Here is an 18,420-nt window from a genome sequence, read left to right on the forward strand (position 1 = left end):
GGATAGCGCTACGCGCTTCCGGGATGACACGGGTTGGGTTGGAGCGGCCTACTTCGCCGCCCCAATCACTTCGCCGCCGACGGATGCCCCGCGGGAGCAAACGCCGCGCCGAAGAAGTCGCCCTTCTTCCAGACCGGGCGGGCCGGGGTGTTGGCCAGTTCGCGGGCGATCTCGTAGTTCACCAGGGCGAACTTGGCGGCCGCCTGGTAGTCGATCGGCTGGTTCAGGTCATCGCCCGGGTGGTGGTAGTTGGTCTTCAGGAAGGTGGTGAAGGCCTTCTCGCCGCCGTTCTGGAAGCCGGTCATCAGAAACACCGACGGCACGCCCTGCTCGACGAAGCGGTAGTGGTCCGAGCGGGTGAACAGGCCTTCGTCCGGCATCGGGTCGCCCGACAGCGCCACGCCCACGCGGCCAGCGGCCTTCTTCACCGCCTCGCCCACGGTCGAGCGGTCGGCGCCGAACGCGATGACGTCGGTGAACGGATACAGCAGCACCGGCATGTCCAGGTTCACGTCGGCGGCGATGTCGGCCTTCTTCACGGTCGGGTTGTTGGCGAAGTAGTCCGAACCGACCAGGCCCTTTTCCTCGCCGGTCACGGCCAAGAGCACGATCGAGCGCTTGGGGCGGATCTTGGTGTTCTTGAAGCCGCGCGCGACCTCCAGCAGGGTCGCCACGCCCGAGGCGTTGTCCAGCGCGCCGTTGTTGACGCGGTCCTCGCCCGGCTTGGCGTTCTCCTTGATCCCGATGTGATCCAGGTGGGCCGACAGGATGACGGTCTGGGCCTTCAGCTTCGGGTCCGAGCCCTCGATGATCCCGACGACGTTGCTGCTCTCGCGCTTTTCGATCTCGGTCTTCAGCACGACCTTGGCCTTGCTGGCCAGCGGGAAGCCCTTGACCGCGCCTTCCGGCTTCTCGGCCTCGGCCAAGACGGCGTCGAGGGCGGTCGGCGCGCCGGCGAACAGCTTGGCCGCGCCGGCCAGGCTGATCTGGGCCAGGGCCGGGGCGGCCGGCGCGCGGATGGCGCCGACGTCCTGGGCGTCGCGCCAGGTGACGCGCCATTCCTTCATGCCGGCCAGGCCGCGCGCGAACGGACGGCGCTTCTCGCCGCTGGTGGTCGGGATGGTCAGGACGCCGATCGCGCCGCGCTTGGCCGCTTCGGTCCGCTTGGTGTTGGGGCTGGAGAGGTGGGCGCGCTCCTCGGTCTGGATCGAGGACGGGGCGCCGGTCAGCATGACGACGATCTTGCCCTTCACGTCCAGGCCCGCGTAGTCGTCGCGGCCGCGCGTGGCGTCGACGACGCCATAGCCGACGAACACCAGCGGGGCCTCGACCGACAGATCGGCGGCCTGGGCCTGGGCGTTCGGCAGGTAGTCCTCGCCGTACTTGAGGGCCACGGCCTCGCCGCCATCAGCCTGGGGTGCGCCGGTCAGGGTCAGCGAACCCTCGCCGGCCGGCCGGAAGGCCAGCAGCGGCACGCGCTGCAGGTACGAGCCCTTGTCGCCGCCCGGCTTGACGCCCAGCAGGGCGTACTGGGCCGCGACGTAGTTGGCGGCGATGTCGTAGCCGCGCGTGCCGGCCTCGCGGCCTTCCATCGCGTCGTCGGCCAGGAAGGTCATGTGCGCCTTGATCGCCTCGGCGGAGGGGACGAAGTCCGATCCGGCCGGAGCCTTCTTCGCGGCGGCGGCGGCGGGCTTGGCGGGCGCGGCCGCCAGGACCGGCTGGGCGACCATCAGCAGGGCGGCGCTGGCGAGCGCGGCGCGACGCGTGAACGACATTCTCAAGAGGCTCCTCGGGACGGTTCGCTAGGCGCTTGGGCCTTGGCCACGTCCAAACAGTTATCGAAAAACGGCCCCCCAGGGCGCGGTCGCGAACCATGTCGGGACGATGACAGCTTGTCGAGGCGTGGCGACCTGAACGTTTTGTAATCTTCGGCGGGATCTTGCGCGAATAGGGCGCGGCGAGGGGCGCGCGGTGGTGACGCGCCTTCGACCCCCGCCCTTTCCGCCCTCCACCTCAGGAGGAGGGGATCATTCCGCCTCCAGCGGAGGTGGGGCCGGAAACCGGCTTTATGGTTAATTCGCGCTAAAAAAGGTGACTAAGTGGTAAATTTTACCATCTTTGGTTGCGACCGCTTAACCGAACCGACCGGATAACTCGCGACGAGCAAGGAGGACGCCTTATGCAGGCTCTCGCTATCGCCGCCGCCGGTATGACGGTCGCCGCCAACCGCTTGAACGCTAGCGCTCAGCGGGTGGCGACGGCCGACGCGCACGCCGAGAAGGTCGAAGAACTGAAGGACGTGGACTACGCCAAGGAGCGGGTTGAGCAGATCAGCGCTCAATACGACTTCAAGGCCAACGCCAAGGTCGTTCAGACCGCCGACCAGATGACCGGCGCGCTGCTGAACATCAAGGCCTAGTCCCGCTCCACGCGTTTGGGTCTCGCGCTGTCCCGGTTCGCCGGAGGAGCGCTGGACTCTACCCCCAGCCAAGCGCCCGAAGCGCGCCCCCTTTTGCCGAGGGCGCTTGGCCGCCGCCTCCCGCAGCGCCCCCTATGTTTGCGGGAGGCGGCCCCTAGCCATTTCGCTGCATGTCTCTCTTCCTTCTCCCCTTGCGGGAGAAGGTGTCGGCGTAGCCGACGGATGAGGGGTTGAAGAGCGGGTCCGCGCGACCCCTCACCCGACCCGCTTCGCGGGCCACCCTCTCCCGCAAGGGGAGAGGGATTTCCTTTCCTACTTCGCCTTGTCCATCAGACCGGCAAACCGCTCGAACAGGTACAGGCTGTCCGTCGGGCCCGGCGAGGCTTCCGGGTGGTGCTGGACGCTGAAGACCGGCTTGTCGGCCAGGGCGATGCCGGCGTTGGTGCCGTCGAACAGCGAGACGTGGGTCTCCTGCACCGGCGCGGGCAGCGAGGCGCTGTCCACCGTGAAGCCGTGGTTCATCGAGACGATCTCGACCTTGCCGGTGGTCAGGTCCTTCACGGGGTGGTTGGCCCCATGGTGGCCCTGCTCCATCTTCACGGTCTTGGCGCCCAGGGCCAGGGCCAGCATCTGGTGGCCCAGGCAGATGCCGAACACCGGCTTGCCGCTGGCGACCAGTTTCTGGATTTCCGGCACGGCGTATTGGCCGGTCGCGGCCGGGTCGCCCGGGCCGTTGCTCAGCAGCACGCCGTCCGGATTGCGGGCCAGGATGTCCTCGGCCTTGGTGTCGGCCGGCACCACCGTGGCGCGGGCGCCGACGTGGGCCAGAGCGCGCAGGATGTTGCGCTTGACGCCATAGTCGATGACCACGACCTCGTACTTGGGCTTGTCGAGCTTGGCGTAGCCTTCCGGCCACGACCACAGGCCCTCGTCCCAGGTGAAGGTCTGGGTGGTCGAGGCGTCCTTGGCCAGGTCCAGGCCCACCAGGCCGGCCCAGGCCTTGGCCTTGGCGACCAGCGCCGGAAGGTCGAACTTGCCCTCGGGCGAGTGGGCGATGACGCCGTGCGGCATGCCCGTCTCGCGGATCTTGCGGGTCAGGGCGCGGGTGTCGATGCCGGCCAGGCCGATGACGCCGCGGTTTTTCATCCAGGCGTCGAAGTCGCCGCCGGCGCGCCAGTTGGCCTGCTCGGTCGGGACGTCGCGGAACAGGGCGCCGCGGGCGGCCGTCTCGGCCACGCCGGTGACCTGCTCGACGTCCTCGGCGTTCGTGCCGACATTGCCCACGTGCGGGAAGGTGAAGGCCACGATCTGGGCCATGTAGGAGGGGTCCGTCAGGATCTCCTGGTAGCCGGTCATGGCGGTGTTGAAGCACACCTCGCCGACCGCGTCGCCGACCGCGCCGCAGCCCACGCCTTGCAGGATCGTGCCATCGGCCAGGGCCAGAACGCCGGTAACGCCGGGAAGAAGGTCTTGGGACATTCTGTTGAGCGCTCCTGAACGCAATCGGGCCCGGAATTGGGCGGTCATTTTCGCAAAAAGGCGGACCCGGGGTAACCCCCGTCCGGGCCCCGCGCGCAGGGCCGTCTCCTTGCAAGAAAGCGGACGGGCTTTGGGCCCGTCCGCCGCGCAAACGGCGCGGTGTCTAGGGGGTATGGGGGAGGGGGTCAACCCCTCTCGATCACGCGAATTTCCAGGGCTCCCACATTCCCGTGATCGCTGAACGCGCGCCCTCGCGCGAGGCGGGAAAAACGCTTTATAGTAAAGGGCTTCCGGATATGGCCCCAAGAGAAGCGCGACGAACACGGGAGGACGGCCCATGCTCGAGTTGCGTCCCAATTGCGAGTGCTGCGACCGCGACCTGCCGCCGGCCAGCCCGGAGGCGCGAATCTGCACCTTCGAGCACACCTTCTGCGCCACGTGCGCCGAGCTGCGCTTTGACGATGTTTGCCCCGACTGCGGCGGCGGCCTGGTCGCCCGACCCATCCGGCCGGAGACGCAGCTGCACCGCTTCCCAGCCTCGCTGCGGCGGGTGCTGAAGGCGCACCGGCCGGCGGCGCCGATCCTGCCGCCAAGGCGCGAGCCCGAGCAGCCGGCGGGGTGGGTGTAAGGCGTTCTCGCGCCTAGTGCGCCCGTATCGAAATCTCCCCCGACCTCCCCGGCGAATGCCGGGGTCTAGATCGAACGCGCGGGATACGGCGGTCTTGGTTGGCGGCTCAATCGCGAACACTCAAGCCGTTCCGGATGTATCTGGGCCCCGGCATTCGCCGGGGAGGTCGGGAAATTGTGGGGCTCCGTCCTTGTCCCGCTAAGCGCGCTGTTCACGTTATCCTCCCCTCTCCTCAGCACCGTTGCGTCGGCGCCGCAGTGGCCAACCAAAGGTCCGACACTCCTCCGACAACGAGGTCTGACCACGTTGACACACGAGGACATACCTCGTAACGCTTCCAGTGTGACCGCTACCACTGCCTTATGGCGGGGCGTCAGGCTCTAAAAGGAGTCGGCGGGTCGCGGCGAACAACGAACTGGCGCAATGCGTCAACCTTAGGGGGAGAAACATGCGGACTACCCGACAAAACCGTTCCGCCCGTCGTCTGGCTCTGATCGGCGCGACCTGCCTGACCACTTTGACGATCGGTCAGGCCGCTTATGCTCAGACCGCCCAGGCTCCGGCCGCCGCGGAAGACAACAGCGCCGTCGAAGAGATCGTCGTCACCGGCTACCGCAAGAGCCTGGCGCAATCGACGGTCGCCAAGCGCGAGACCACCGGCTTCGCCGACGCGATCTTCGCCGAAGACATCGGCAAGTTCCCCGACTCCAACATCGCCGAGTCGTTCAACCGCATCCCCGGCATCACCATCACCCGCGACATCACGGGCGAAGGCACGAACGTCGCCATCCGCGGTCTGGGTTCGAACTTCACCAACGTGACGCTGAACGGCGCCTCGATCGCCGTGGCCTCGTCGGGCGCGACCGACGCGCAGGGCACCGACCGCTCGGTGGACCTGTCGTTCTTCCCGACCGACCTCTTCACCAAGCTGACGGTGAACAAGAGCTACTCGGCCAGCCTGCTGGAAGGCGGCGCGGCGGGTAACATCGACATGCGCTCGGCGCGTCCGTTCGACCGTCCGGGCCAGCACCTGAGCATGAACATCCAGGGCGTGAAGGCCGACGGCGCCAAGCTGGGCGGCAAGGGCTCGCTGATCGCTAGCAAGACCTGGGACAACTTCGGCGTCCTGTTCGGCGTTTCGGGCCAGCGCCTGAAGACCGACACGCGCGGCTACGAGACCATCGGCTTCACCAATCCGAACCTGTCGGCCGCCCAGTGCGGCGCGGCCACGGGCTGTAACGCCACCGGCGGCGGCAACTGGACGATCCCGGCCACGGTGCCGGTCGGCGCCGGCGGCGGCCTGGTGGCCGGCACGGTCATCGATCGCAACTTCCTGTTGGCCAACAACCCCGGCGCGACCATCCAGCAGATCGACAACGGCCTGCTGCCGCGCCTGGGCCGTCCGTCGGCCTCGTACGGCACCCGCGACCGCATCAATCTGGTCGGCAGCCTCGAGTGGCAGCCGAACGACGACATGAAGTTCTATGTCGACGGTCTGTACGGCTACAAAAAGAACGACCTGATCCGCGAAGACATGATGTGGATCGTCCGCAACGGCGCGATCATTCCGCTGAACACCAAGTACGACAAGGCTGACTGCTCGACCGGCTGCACGGTCACGCAGGGCACCTACGCCAACTCGCAGTTCTTCCTGGAATTCCGTCCCTACATCGAAAAGACCGAGTTGTGGGGCGTCAATCCGGGCGGCGAGTGGCAGATCACCGACAAGCTGAAGGTCGAGGCCCAGGCCAACTACACCAAGAGCACCTTCCACCGCGAAAGCCCGACCTTCGGTCCGGTCACCGCGCTGGGCGCTGGCGCGACGGTCGACTACACCTACAACCCGACCGGCGTCCCGACCATCAAGAGCAGCGTCGACCTGAACAACCCGGCCAACTTCGTCTGGAACGGCGGCCGCCTGAACATGCAGGACGAGAAGCGCTGGTATGAGACCAAGGGCGCTCGCGGTTCGGTCACCTGGGGCGATGAGGCTCTGAGCCTGAAGTTCGGCGCCAATTACGACGACATCTCGCGCACCATCCGCGGCTATGACAACAGCGGCGCCTGGCAGAACGCGACCTGCGGCAACAACCCCAGCCTGAACCTGCCCTCGCCCAACAGCGGCCCGCCTTGCCAAGGCCTGAACCAGCCGGGCGCCGCTCCGGCCGGTTATCCGACCTATCCGGGCTACGGCACGGGCTCCACGGCTGGTCAGTCGGGGACGCTCACCTATGGCGGCTCGCTGATCCCGACGGCCAACCTGGCTAGCTTCCTGAAGCCCGGCCCGGCCGGCTTCGTCACGGTCGACTGGGACAAGGTCAAGCAAGCCACCAAGTACGACCAGTTCCACGACAACACGCCGGAGTCGGGCGGTTCCAACACCGGCGCCAGCGGCGGCTACATCAACGAGAAGAACAGCTCGGCCTATACCGAGTTGAACGGCGTGACCCAGGTCAAGGACAGCGACCTGCGCTACAACATCGGCATCCGCTACGTGCACACCAAGCAGACGATCGGTGGTCGCGTTTCGCTGGCCGATCCGCGCAACAGCCTGCCGGGCGGCGCTCAGCTGCCGGACGGCGCGCGCTATCCGAACATCACCAACTTCGTCTACACCGAGAACACCTATTCGAAGTGGCTGCCGGCGGCGAACATCGCCTATGACGTCAGCGAGAACGCCGTGGCCCGCGTCGCGGTCTCGGAAACGATGACCCGTCCGGATCCGGCCGCCCAACTGCCGGGCGTCTCCTTCGGCGCCCCGTCGGCCGACCAGGCCACGATCGGCAACTCGGCCCTGAAGCCGTACTTCTCGAAGAACATCGACCTGGGCTTCGAGTTCTACACCGGCCAGGAAGGCGTGATCGCGGTCAACGCGTTCCGCAAGTCGCTGACCGGCTTCACGACCAACAACGTCGTGACCCAACCGTTCTCGGCCCTGGCTCAGTATGGCATCACCTACGACACCCTGAACGACACCCAGAAGACGGCCATCAACTCGCGTGGCGGCCCGACCCAGGCGCAGGTTCAGATCCAGTCTCAGATCAACGTGCCCAACAAGCTGACGATCAACGGCCTGGAATTCCAGTGGGTTCAGCCGCTCGACTTCCTGACCAGCCGCTTCGGCGTCGAGGGCCTGGGCTTCAACGCCAACGCCACGATCGTCGACCAGACCAGCAACGGTCCGGCGACCGCCTACGGCGTGGCCAAGTACACCTACAACCTGACCGGCTACTACGAGCACAATGGCGTCAGCCTGCGTCTCAGCCACGTCTACCGGAAGGGCTCGCAGTCCAGCGGCGCCAACCAGAACGGCGTGACCCAAGCCGCCCTGTTCTCGGACGACTACAAGCAGACGGACTTCTCCTCGAGCTACGACCTGGAGAAGATCTTCGGCATGAAGAACGCCCCGCAGCTGACCTTCAACGTCACCAACCTGACCAACGAGTCGCTGCGCTCGTACTTCCAGTACGACAACGCGACCTTCACCTACTACAAGCCCGGCCGTACGTACGTGCTGGGCCTGCGGATGAGCTTCTAAGCTCGTTGACGATCGGTCCGGACTCCTCTCGGGTCCGGGCCGCGCTTCCTCCCCTAAGACCATCTGGCCCGGCCTCGCGCCGGGCCTTTTCTTTTGGGCGGCGCGCGGCCGGCGTGGACAATCTGTCGCGGCCGCTCGCGGGCGCCGGCTACCGGAACCTTAACCAGGATCGGGCTACGTCCTTCCGAAAGGAGCGCCCAATCCCATGATCCCCAACCCGCCCCAAGAACTGTTCTCGGCCTCGCGCCTCGTCTTTTCCCTGGTCGAAGGCCTCGTGGGCATGGTGCTGTCGGCCGCCGTGCCGGTCAGCCTGGTGGTCTTCGCGGTCCTGACCTTCTAGCGCGTCCTGGCTGAGGTCGCCTGGCGGGTGCGTCCCGCGTCCGGCGATGCTAAATCCCTGGCCATGACGAGCATCACCACCGTCGGCGTCGACGCCGACGACACCCTCTGGCACTGCGAGAGCCTGTTTCGCCTCTCGCACCAGCGCTTTCTGGACCTGCTGTCCGAGCATGGCGACCCCGAGAAGATCGAGGCCCAGCTGACGGCTGTCGAGAAGCGCAATCTGCGGGTCTATGGCTACGGGGCCAAGGGCTTCACCCTGTCGATGATCGAGACGGCGCTGGAGGTCACCGACGGCGCGGTCGACACCCGCGTGATCCGCGAGATCCTGGCCGTGGGCCGCGAGATGCTGACCGAGCCGATCGAGCCGCTGCCGGGCGTCGAGAACGCCCTGTCCGCCCTGTCGGAGCGCTATCGCCTGATCCTGATCACCAAGGGCGACTTGCTGCACCAGGAGCAGAAGCTGGCCTCGTCGGGCCTGGGCGACTACTTCGTGGCCGTCGAGATCGTGTCGGAGAAGGACGCCACCACCTACCGCCGGGTGTTCGACCGTTACGGCACGGGCGCCGAGCAGGCGGTGATGGCCGGCAACTCGATGCGCTCGGACATCCTGCCGGCCCTGGAGGCCGGCTGCTGGGGCGCCTTGATCCCGTACCCGCTGGTCTGGTCGCACGAGGCCGCCGAGGCGCCGGTCGGGCACGAACGGTATGTTGAGCTGGGCAGCATCAGCGAGCTGCCGGCGTGGGTGGATGGGATTTCAGGAAACCCTCTCTCTTAGAGAGAGGGAGGGGCCCGCCGCGCAGCGCTGGGAGGGTGAGAGGTTACAGGGGTGGCCGCTATGCCGGCCCGCCGTCGAACCTCGTAACCTCTCACCCCAACCCTCTCTCTAAGAGAGAGGGGGCTTTTCGCGCTTCCCCAGCCCCGCCAGCCAATCCCGCGCCGGGCGCTCGAAGAACACCAGCGACAGATAGGCGATCGGGAACAGGGCCACGACCCAGAACAGGACCCACAGGCGCATCAGGTCGCCGTTCAGGCTCCACATCCCCAGGCCCACCCAGGCCAGCCCCATCTTCAGGGCGATCGGGTGCAGAAGGTACAGGCTGAACGACAGCTGGGCCCACGGCGCCAGCCGCTGGCTGACGCCGCCCTGGACGCCCTTGGCGTCGGCGGCCACGCCCAAGAGGCCGATGGCGTAGACGACGAACAGCAGGACGGTCCTCGGCGTCCCCGCCCACGAGGCGACCAGATAGGCGCCTAGCAGCAGCCACATCAGCAGGTTCGGGCGCGGGATCTTCGCCAGCATGTCGCGCAGCTGGAAGGCCGCCATGCCGATCAGGAAGCCGGGGACCGCCCGCAGAACCCCATAGTCCCAGGTCCACTGGTGGAAGGGCCGGTCGCCGTGCGGGGTCTGTAGCATCACCACGATCGACAGCAGGGCGACCGCCAGGGTGACCCACGGCCCGCGCGCGGTCAGCAGGAACAGCAGCGGCAGGATCAGGTACATCCCCATCTCGGCGCTGATGGCCCAGCTGACGAAGTTCCAGGTCTGGGAGTGACACACGCCCCAGGCGTGGATGAAGACGATGTTGGGGACGATGCAGGCCACGTCATAGCGGCGCGGATCGCGGTCCTGGATCCAGCCGGCCGCGCCGGCGGCGGCCACGGCGATGAACACCAGCATGGTCGCCCAGTGCAGCGGCCCCAGCCGCGCCACGCGCTTTTGCAGGAAGTCCCGGTACTTGGCGAAGGTGGTCAGCTTCCCGGTGTAGATCGCCGCCATCACATAGCCGGAGATCAGGAAGAACAGGTCCACGATCAGGCTAAAGGTCTTGATCGTATCGTCCGCCCACTGCCAGCGGCCGTCCAGGTTGATGAACCGGTTGAAGTGGAACACCACGATCATGACGGCCCCGACGATCCGCAGGGCGTCGAGATGCAGCATCTGGTCGGAATCAGGTTTGAGCGGGGGGAGCTTCAGCATGGGGGCAGTGGTGGCATGAGACGGGCGGAGCGAACAGACCCCCTCTCTCTTCGAGAGAGGGAGGGGCCCGTCCCGGCGAAAGCCGGGATGGGAGGGTGAGTGGTCAAGCCCTCCCCATGCGTAACACCGCCAGGATCTCATCCATGGCCCCACCCGGATCGGCCAGCTCGCGCCGGCGAAGCTGACGGGCGATCGCGGTGCGGTTCATTCGGCGAGCCTGACGCGGCTCGCCCTTGGGGTTCAATCGAAGGAATCCGCGTTTCTTGGCGAGCGCTTGACCACTCACCCTCCCATCGCTGCGCGATGGGCCCCTCCCTCTCTCAAAGAGAGAGGGATTTCTTCAGATCGCCACCCGCTTGGCGATCGCGCTCCGCCGCGCGCTGGTCTCCTGCTGGGCCCGTTGCACGGCCTCGGTCTCGGTGGCGTGGAGCAGGTGGTCGATGACGCGTTCCAGGTGGTCGCGCATGGCCTGGCGGGCGGCGGCGGGGTCGCGGGCCTTGAGGGCCTCGACGACGCGGCGGTGCTCGACGATGCGGGGCTCCAGGCCCATGCCGCGGGCCCGGGTCAGGATGTTGCGGGCCAGGGGCGAGCGGTTGCGCCAGTCCCACAGGTTCTCGATCGTGGCGATGATCGCGCCGTTGCCGGTGGCGCGGGCGATGGTCAGGTGGAACTCGCGGTCGGCGTCCTCGCCGCGGATCTCCTCCTCCTCGTGCATCCGTTGCAGCAGGCTTTCCAGCTCGGCGATCTGCTCGTCGGAGATCGAGGTGGCGGCCAGGGCGGCGGCCTCGCCCTCGAACAGGCGGCGGGCCTCGATCAGCTCGAAGGCGCCGATCTCGAAGTCGATGTCGCTGGATGGGGCGACGGGCCGCACATTGCCGGTGACGTAGATGCCAAGGCCGTGGCGGGCCTCGATCATGCCCAGCATTTCCAGCGCGATCATCGCCTCGCGCAGGGTAGGGCGGGAGACCCCGAACTGTTCGGCCAACTCCCGCTCGGTCGGCAGGCGGTCGCCGATCTTGTACTGGCCGGCCTCGATGGCCTCGGCCACGGTGTCGGCGATCTTGCGGTAGAGCTTGACGTTGTCTGACATGGTCGGCGAAGGGGCCCGAAAGGCGCTGGCTTGTCGAGAGCGTGGCAGCCGAAAGTGTAAGCGGTTTCGGCGGCCGCCACGCTCTCAATCACCAGAATTAGAGCCTGTTTATCCACTTGTGATGGTTCCATCACAAGTGGACAGGCTCTAGGTCTGGTTTCTACCACGGACCACGGCGACGCTTGGCGTGTTTTCTCCTGACAGGCTCCTGACCGTCTCCGATCACCAATCGTGCATCGAGCCGTCCAGGCGGCGGGCGAACGGCAGGTAGGCGCGCTTGTAGGGGTACTTGGCGGCCAGGTCCTCGTCGATGTCGACGCCCAGGCCCGGCGCGTCGCCCGGATGCAGCATGCCGTCCGCGAAGGTGTAGGCGTGCGGGAAGACCGCGTCGGTCTCGGGCGTGTGGCGCATGTACTCTTGGACGCCGAAGTTGGGGATCGACAGGTCGAAGTGCAGGGCCGCGCCCATGCAGACGGGCGACAGGTCGGTGGCGCCGTGGCAGCCGGTGCGCACGTGGTGCAGGTCGGCGAAGGCGGCCAGCTTCTTCAGGTGGGTGATCCCGCCGGCGTGGACGGCCGTGGCGCGGATGTAGTCGATCAGCTGCTCCTCGATCAGCTGCTTGCAGTCCCAGATCGAGTTGAAGATCTCGCCCACGGCCAGCGGCGTGGTGGTGTGCTGGCGGATGATCCGGAAGCTGGCCTGGTTCTCGGCCGGGGTGGCGTCCTCCATCCAGAACAGGCGGTAGGGCTCCAGATCCTTGCCCAGGCGGCCGGCTTCGATCGGAGTCAGGCGGTGGTGGACATCGTGCAGCAGGTGCAGGTCATCGCCCAACCGCACGCGCGCGGCCTCGAAGAGAGCGGGGGTGCTGCGCAGATAGCGCTCGGTCGACCAGATGGTCTCCTTGGGCAGGTCGCTGTCGGCCGGCTCGTAGAACATCTTGTCCTTGGAGACGCCGTAGGTCCCGCTCATGCCCGGCACGCCGGTCTGCAGGCGGATGGCCTTGTAGCCCTGCTCGGCGTAGTGGGCGGCGTTGTCGAGGGTCTCCTCGATCGTCTCGCCATTGGCGTGGCCATAGACCATCACCCCCGTGCGGCAGGCGCCGCCCAGCAGCTGGTAGACCGGCAGGCCGGCGATCTTGCCCTTGATGTCCCACAGCGCCATGTCGACCGCCGCGATCGCGGCCATGGTCACCGGACCCCGACGCCAGTAGGCGCCGCGATAGAGGTACTGCCAGATGTCCTCGATCTGGTGGGCGTCGCGGCCGATCAGGCAGGGGATGACGTGCTCTGAGAGATAGGCCTCGACCGCCAGCTCGCGGCCGTTCAGCGTGGCGTCGCCGATGCCGTGGACGCCCTCGTCCGTGATGATCTTCAGCGTGACGAAGTTGCGCCCCGGGCAGGTGACGATGGTCTTGGCGGCGATGATCTTGGGCATGGGGCGCTTCGGCTGGCCGCGAGGGCGTGAAGGGATGGGCCGAAAGCAAGGGGCGCCAGGCGCGAGCGCGCCAGCATCCAAAGACTTCCTCCCTGGGATATCGATGTACCGGTACCATAAAGGTTGTCAACCCAGTGGTCTGACCTCTAAGACTATGGGGCCCGACCTTCGGCGGCGCGCTTCTGGCGGCGTTCGTCTGGGTCCGGAACGCTGAGAGCTTCAAATAAGCCGACCTTCCCGGCGAATGCCGGGACCCAGATCGTAAGGCTGTGATCGAGCCATGCTTGGCCCAGCCGAGCTCCGCGACCTGGGCCCCGGCATTCGCCGGGGAAGTCGGAGATAAGAGTGTTGTGGGAGTGAAACGATGCGTCTGATCGCCTTGGCCCTCGGGCTCTTGCTCATGACCGCCCCGGCCGCCCGGGCGGAAGACGGCTATGACCTTTGGCTGCGCTACAAGCCGGTCGAAGCCTCGGCCAAGGGCGCCTACGCCGCCCGCGCCGCCGCCATCGCCCCGACCCGCGACGCCCCGACCATGAAGGTCGCCCGCGCCGAGCTGGAGCGCGGCCTGACGGGCCTCGTCGGCAAGCCGGCCGAGGCCGCCGCTGGGACGCGCGACGGGGTGATCCTGCTGGGCGCGGCCTCCGATCCGGCGATCGCCAAGCTGGACCTGCCGCTTAAAAGCCTGGGCGAGGACGGCTACCTGATCCGCACCCTGCCGGTGAACGGCAAGGCCACCACGGTGATCGCCGCCAACCGCGACATCGGCGTGCTGTATGGCGTGTTCCGGTATCTGGAGCTGATCCAGACCCGTCAGCCGGTCGCCAGCCTCGACCTCGCCAGCGCGCCCAAGGTCAAGCTGCGCATGCTGAACCACTGGGACAACCTGAACCGCACGGTCGAGCGCGGCTATTCTGGCCAGTCGATCTTCGACTGGTGGAAGCTGCCTGATCACGTCGATCCGCGCATGGTCGACTACGCTCGGGCCAACGCCTCGCTGGGCGTCAACGGGACGGTGCTGAATAACGTCAACGCCAAGGCCGACAGCCTGACCGCGCCGTTCATCGCCAAGGCCGCCGCCCTGGCCGACACCTTCCGGCCCTACGGCGTCAAGGTCTATCTGTCGGCTCGCTTCTCGGCCCCGATCGAGATCGGCGGCCTGAAGACCGCCGACCCGCTGGACCCGGCCGTCCGCGCCTTCTGGAAGGCCAAGGCCGACGAGATCTACAAGGACATCCCCGACTTCGGCGGCTTCCTGGTCAAGGCCAATTCCGAGGGCCAGCCCGGCCCGCAGGACTACGGCCGCACCCATGTCGACGGCGCGAACATGCTGGCGGAAGCCGTCGGCCCGCACGGCGGCGTCGTGATCTGGCGCGCCTTCGTCTATTCGCACGAACAGCCCGACGACCGCGCCAAGCAGGGCTACACCGAGTTCAAGTCGTTCGACGGCCAGTTCGCCGACAATGTGGTCATCCAGGTCAAGAACGGCGCGATCGACTTCCAGCCGCGCGAGCCCTTCCACCCGCTGTTCGGGGCCATGCCCAAGAGCAACATCGGCATGGAGTTCCAGATCACCAAGGAATACCTCGGCTTCGCGACCCACCTCGTCTATCTGGGCCCGATGTTCGAGGAGACCCTGAAGGCCGACACCATGGTCAAGGGCAAGGGCTCGACGGTCGCCAAGGTGATCGACGGATCGCTGGAAGGCCGCAAGCTGACGGCGATGGCGGGCGTCGCCAACATCGGCTCCGACCGCAACTGGAGCGGCTCGCAGTTCGACCAGGCCAACTGGTACGTCTTCGGGCGCCTGGCCTGGGATCCGGAGGCCGACACCCGCGCCATCGCCCGCGACTGGGCCAAGATGACCTTCACCAACGACGAGCGCTTCGTGAAGCCCGCCGTGGACATGATGATGGGCTCGCGCGAGGCGGCGGTGGACTACATGACCCCGCTGGGCCTGCACCACCAGATGGGCGAGGGCCACCACTACGGCCCGGCGCCGTGGGTCAGCGGCGGTCCGCGCGCCGACTGGACCAGCGTCTACTACGCCAAGGCCAGCGCCGACGGCATCGGCTTCGACCGCACGCCGACGGGCAGCAACGCCACCAGCCAGTACGCGCCGCCGGTTGGGGCCTGCTTCGCCGACCTCAAGTGCGTCGACGAGAAGGACCTGCTGTGGTTCCACCACCTGCCTTGGGACTATCGCCTGAAGTCCGGCGACACCCTGTGGGACGGCATGGTCAAGTCCTACTCGCGCGGCGTCTCGTACGTGGACGGCATGAACCGCACCTGGGCCAGCCTGGCGCCGTATGTCGACGCCCCGCGCCACGCCGAGGTCGCCGACTTCCTGAAGATCCAGCGCAACGAGGCCCAGTGGTGGCGCGACGCCTCGATCGCCTGGTTCCAGACCTTCTCCAAGCGCCCGCTGCCGGCGGGCGAGAAGCCGCCGGAGAAGCCGCTGGAGTACTACCAGGGCCTCAAGTTCCGCTGGGCGCCGGGGAACGGGGGGTAGGGTTTCCTTCTCCCCTTGCGGGAGAAGGTGTCGGCGCAGCCGACGGATGAGGGGTTTCTCGGCGCGGCCCGCGCGACCCCTCACCCGGCCCTTCGGGCCACCCTCTCCCGCAAGGGGAGGGGGAAGGGGCTAGCGGATCAGCCTTCGCCGTGCGTCATCTTAAGCGACACCGTTAGCTTGAGGCCGCCCCATGAAGCCCCTGTTCGCCGCCGCCGCCCTGGCCCTCGTTCTCGCCACTTCCGCCCAGGCCGCGCCCCAAATGGCGGTCAAGAACGCGCCCGCCACGCTGAAGGTCATCGACGCCCAGCTCGACCGCGACTACCCGGCGCTGGAGGCGGTCTATAAGCAGATCCACGCCCATCCCGAGCTGGCCTTCCAGGAGGTCCAGACCGCCAAGACCCTGGCGACCGAGATGCGGGCTCTCGGCTTCACCGTCCTCGAGGGCGTCGGCAAGACCGGCGTCGTGGCGATCCTCAAGAACGGCGACGGACCCAAGGTGCTGATCCGCACCGAGATGGACGGCCTGCCGATGGAGGAGAAGTCGGGCCTGCCCTACGCCAGCCGGGCGACCGCGACCTGGCGCGACGGCCAGACCTTCGTCGCCCATTCCTGCGGCCACGACATCCACATGGCCGCCTGGCTGGGGACCGCCCGCCAGCTGGTGGCGATGAAGTCGAAGTGGAAGGGCACGCTGGTCTTCGTCGCCCAGCCGGCCGAGGAGGTCATCGGCGGCGCCAAGGCCATGCTGGCCGATGGCCTGTGGGACAAGATCGGCGGCAAGCCCGACTACGGCTTTGCTCTGCACGTGGGTAACGGCGTGGCGGGGGAGGTCTATTACAAGGCCGGCGTGATCAGCTCGACCTCGGACGGGCTGGACATCACCTTCAACGGCCGCGGCGGCCACGGTTCGATGCCATCGACGACGATCGATCCGGTGATGATGGCCGCCCGCTTCACCGTCGATGTCCAGAGCGTGATCAGCCGCGAGAAGGACCCCTCGGCGTTCGGCGTCGTGACGATCGGCTCGATCCAGGCCGGCAGCGCCGGCAACATCATCCCCGACAACGCCCGGGTGCGCGGCACGGTCCGCACCCAGGACGACGCGGTGCGCGACAAGATCCTGGACGGCGTCAAGCGCACGGCCAAGGCGGTGGTCGACATGGCCGGCGCCCCACCCGCCGACGTCAAGCTGAACCCCGGCGGCAAGATGGTGGTCAACGACCAGGCCCTGACCGACCGCACGGCGGCGGTGTTCAAGGCCGCGTTCGGCCCGCGCGCGGTGGCCCAGACCAAGCCCGGCTCTGCGTCCGAGGACTATTCGGAGTTCGTCATCGCCGGCGTGCCGTCGCTGTATTTCGGCATCGGCGGCTTCGACAAGGCGATGGTCGAGAAGGCCGCGGCCGAGGGCAAGTCGTTGCCCAGCAACCACTCGCCGTTCTTCGCCCCCACGCCGGAGCCCAGCATCCGCACCGGCGTCGAGGCCATGACCCTGGCCGTGCTGTCGGTGACGGGGAAGTAAACTCCAGCCTACGCCCATATTTCCGTGTCATCCCGGATAAGCGCTGCGCGCTTTCCGGGATGACACGGGTTTTTGGCGCGGGTGTTGAAAGTCCCTCTAATGGGTTGACCCCGTCGCCGGCCTAGGGTGATCTGCCGTCAAAATGGTAGCGCTACCGCGCCGCCGATAAACGGGAGGCGCCCATGGCTTCGAACATCATCGACCCCACGCGACGACAGGCTCTGGGACTCGCCGCCGGCGCCGCCGCCAGCCTTGTCGCGAGCCTGCCCCCCTCTGGCGCTTTCGCCGACGAGACACCGCTGCGCGATCTGGCCAAGGCCAAGGGCCTCTATTTCGGCTCGGCGGTCCCGGCCGGGCCGCCCGGCGCGACCACTGGCCCGTTCGAGGACGCCCGCCACCGCGCCATCCTGGCCCGCGAGTGCGGGGTGCTGGTCCCCGAGAACGAGCTGAAGTGGTACGTGGTCCGCCTGGCCGGGCCCGAGGCCTTCGACTTCAGCCGCGCCGACCGCATCGCCGCCTTCGCCAAGGAGAACGGCCAGGCCCTGCGCGGCCACACCCTGCTGTGGCACCACCCGCAGTGGTTCCCGGCCTGGACCAAGACCTACGACTTCGGCGCCCAGCCCGCCCAGGCGGCGGCCAAGATGGTCACCGAGCACATCCAGGCCCTGTGCGCGCGCTATCCGCAGATGATCTCGTGGGACGTGGTCAACGAGACGGTTGATCCCAAGGACGGCTCGATCCGCTCGACCTTCCTGTCGGACGCCATGGGCAAGGAGGAGGTGCTGGACCTGTCCTTCCACGTCGCCCGCCAGGCCGCGCCCAAGGCTCGCCTCGTCTACAACGACTATATGAGCCAGGAGGTCGGCAACGAGAAGCACCGCTACGGTGTGCTCAAGCTCCTGGAAGGCTTCAGGAAACGCGGCACGCCCGTCGACGCCCTGGGCATCCAGAGCCACATCGGCGCCGAGAACGCCGACACCTTCACGGGCTTTGGCAAGCCGCAGGAGAAGGAGTGGACGGCGTTCCTGAACGACGTCACCGGCATGGGCTATGACCTCTTGGTCACCGAGTTCGACGTCCACGACAAGGGCCTGCCCTACGAGTTCGGTCCCCGTGACGCGGCGGTGGCGGCCTACGCCAAGGCCTTCCTCGACCAGGTTCTCAGCTACCGCCAGACCAAGGAGGTTTTGGCCTGGGGCATGATCGACAAGTACTCATGGCTGCAGGGCCAGTGGCTGCGCGAGGACAAGAAGCCCAAGCGCCCGACCCTCTACGACGACGACTACAAGCCCAAGCCGTTGCGCGAGGCCGTGGCCGCCGCGCTGCGGGCCGCGCCGGCGCGGTAGGGTTTTCTCTCACTCGAAACACCCGTGTCATCCCGGCCGTAGCGCGAAGCGCGGAGAGCCGGGACCCAGGGGCGGCAAGCGCGGCGTTCCCGCACCCCCTGGGTCCCGGATAGCCTCTGCGAGGCTTCCGGGATGACA

Annotated in this window: 13 protein-coding genes and 1 pseudogene; 9 read left to right on the top strand and 5 right to left on the bottom strand. The window is 67.4% G+C overall.

Features of this window, described 5'->3' with window-relative positions; translation table 11 throughout:
* Positions 1 to 65: 65 nt before the first annotated feature.
* Entirely contained in the window at positions 66 to 1,775 is a 1,710-nt protein-coding gene (locus AX690_RS12855) for a M20/M25/M40 family metallo-hydrolase (RefSeq protein ID WP_066683055.1), read from the bottom strand.
* A 404-nt stretch (positions 1,776 to 2,179) separates the two neighbouring features.
* Here AX690_RS12855 and AX690_RS12860 point away from each other — a divergent pair, with 404 nt between their 5' ends.
* On the top strand, positions 2,180 to 2,419 hold the full coding sequence (locus AX690_RS12860) for a flagellar basal body rod C-terminal domain-containing protein (RefSeq protein WP_066683056.1): 240 nt from the start codon (positions 2,180 to 2,182) through the stop codon (positions 2,417 to 2,419).
* Positions 2,420 to 2,470: 51 nt separating this feature from the next.
* Positions 2,471 to 2,593 (top strand): annotated as a pseudogene (locus AX690_RS24270) (hypothetical protein); the annotation flags it as partial.
* Positions 2,594 to 2,731: 138 nt separating this feature from the next.
* On the opposite strand, the gene carA reads toward AX690_RS24270, so the two are convergent.
* Positions 2,732 to 3,898, bottom strand: a complete 1,167-nt coding sequence (gene carA, locus AX690_RS12865; protein ID WP_066683057.1) for a glutamine-hydrolyzing carbamoyl-phosphate synthase small subunit — start codon at positions 3,896 to 3,898, stop codon at positions 2,732 to 2,734.
* 337 nt (positions 3,899 to 4,235) lie between these two features.
* Here carA and AX690_RS12870 point away from each other — a divergent pair, with 337 nt between their 5' ends.
* The 4 genes from AX690_RS12870 (at position 4,236) to AX690_RS12880 (ending at position 9,181) form a co-directional block, all read left to right on the top strand.
* Positions 4,236 to 4,526, top strand: coding sequence for a DUF1272 domain-containing protein (locus tag AX690_RS12870; RefSeq protein WP_066683058.1), 291 nt, complete (start codon positions 4,236 to 4,238; stop codon positions 4,524 to 4,526).
* Positions 4,527 to 4,974: 448 nt separating this feature from the next.
* Positions 4,975 to 8,064, top strand: coding sequence for a TonB-dependent receptor (locus tag AX690_RS12875; protein WP_066683059.1), 3,090 nt, complete (start codon positions 4,975 to 4,977; stop codon positions 8,062 to 8,064).
* Positions 8,065 to 8,269: 205 nt separating this feature from the next.
* Positions 8,270 to 8,404 (top strand): hypothetical protein, encoded by a 135-nt coding sequence (locus AX690_RS23930; protein ID WP_255357069.1) that lies wholly within the window; start codon positions 8,270 to 8,272, stop codon positions 8,402 to 8,404.
* Between the two features lie 63 nt (positions 8,405 to 8,467).
* Positions 8,468 to 9,181: an HAD family hydrolase gene (locus tag AX690_RS12880; protein ID WP_066683060.1), complete on the top strand. Its 714-nt coding sequence runs from the start codon at positions 8,468 to 8,470 to the stop codon at positions 9,179 to 9,181.
* A 108-nt stretch (positions 9,182 to 9,289) separates the two neighbouring features.
* Here AX690_RS12880 and AX690_RS12885 read toward each other — a convergent pair whose 3' ends face one another.
* From AX690_RS12885 to manD, 3 genes are all read right to left on the bottom strand, one after another.
* Complete coding sequence (locus AX690_RS12885; protein WP_066683061.1) at positions 9,290 to 10,384, bottom strand: acyltransferase; 1,095 nt, start codon at positions 10,382 to 10,384, stop codon at positions 9,290 to 9,292.
* 340 nt (positions 10,385 to 10,724) lie between these two features.
* Complete coding sequence (locus AX690_RS12890) at positions 10,725 to 11,474, bottom strand: FadR/GntR family transcriptional regulator (RefSeq protein ID WP_066683062.1); 750 nt, start codon at positions 11,472 to 11,474, stop codon at positions 10,725 to 10,727.
* 222 nt (positions 11,475 to 11,696) lie between these two features.
* Positions 11,697 to 12,908 (bottom strand): D-mannonate dehydratase ManD, encoded by a 1,212-nt coding sequence (gene manD, locus AX690_RS12895; protein WP_066683063.1) that lies wholly within the window; start codon positions 12,906 to 12,908, stop codon positions 11,697 to 11,699.
* A gap of 364 nt (positions 12,909 to 13,272) precedes the next feature.
* Between manD and AX690_RS12900 the strand changes: the two genes are divergently transcribed.
* From AX690_RS12900 to AX690_RS12910, 3 genes are all read left to right on the top strand, one after another.
* On the top strand, positions 13,273 to 15,417 hold the full coding sequence (locus AX690_RS12900; protein WP_066683064.1) for an alpha-glucuronidase family glycosyl hydrolase: 2,145 nt from the start codon (positions 13,273 to 13,275) through the stop codon (positions 15,415 to 15,417).
* A 190-nt stretch (positions 15,418 to 15,607) separates the two neighbouring features.
* On the top strand, positions 15,608 to 16,936 hold the full coding sequence (locus AX690_RS12905) for an amidohydrolase (RefSeq protein WP_066683065.1): 1,329 nt from the start codon (positions 15,608 to 15,610) through the stop codon (positions 16,934 to 16,936).
* A gap of 182 nt (positions 16,937 to 17,118) precedes the next feature.
* The gene (locus AX690_RS12910) at positions 17,119 to 18,282 is read left to right on the top strand and encodes an endo-1,4-beta-xylanase (protein WP_066683066.1); all 1,164 of its coding nucleotides are present in this window, start codon (positions 17,119 to 17,121) and stop codon (positions 18,280 to 18,282) included.
* Positions 18,283 to 18,420: the final 138 nt, after the last annotated feature.

It is taken from the genome of Caulobacter sp. CCH9-E1, from assembly GCF_001556515.1.
Classification (GTDB): domain Bacteria; phylum Pseudomonadota; class Alphaproteobacteria; order Caulobacterales; family Caulobacteraceae; genus Caulobacter.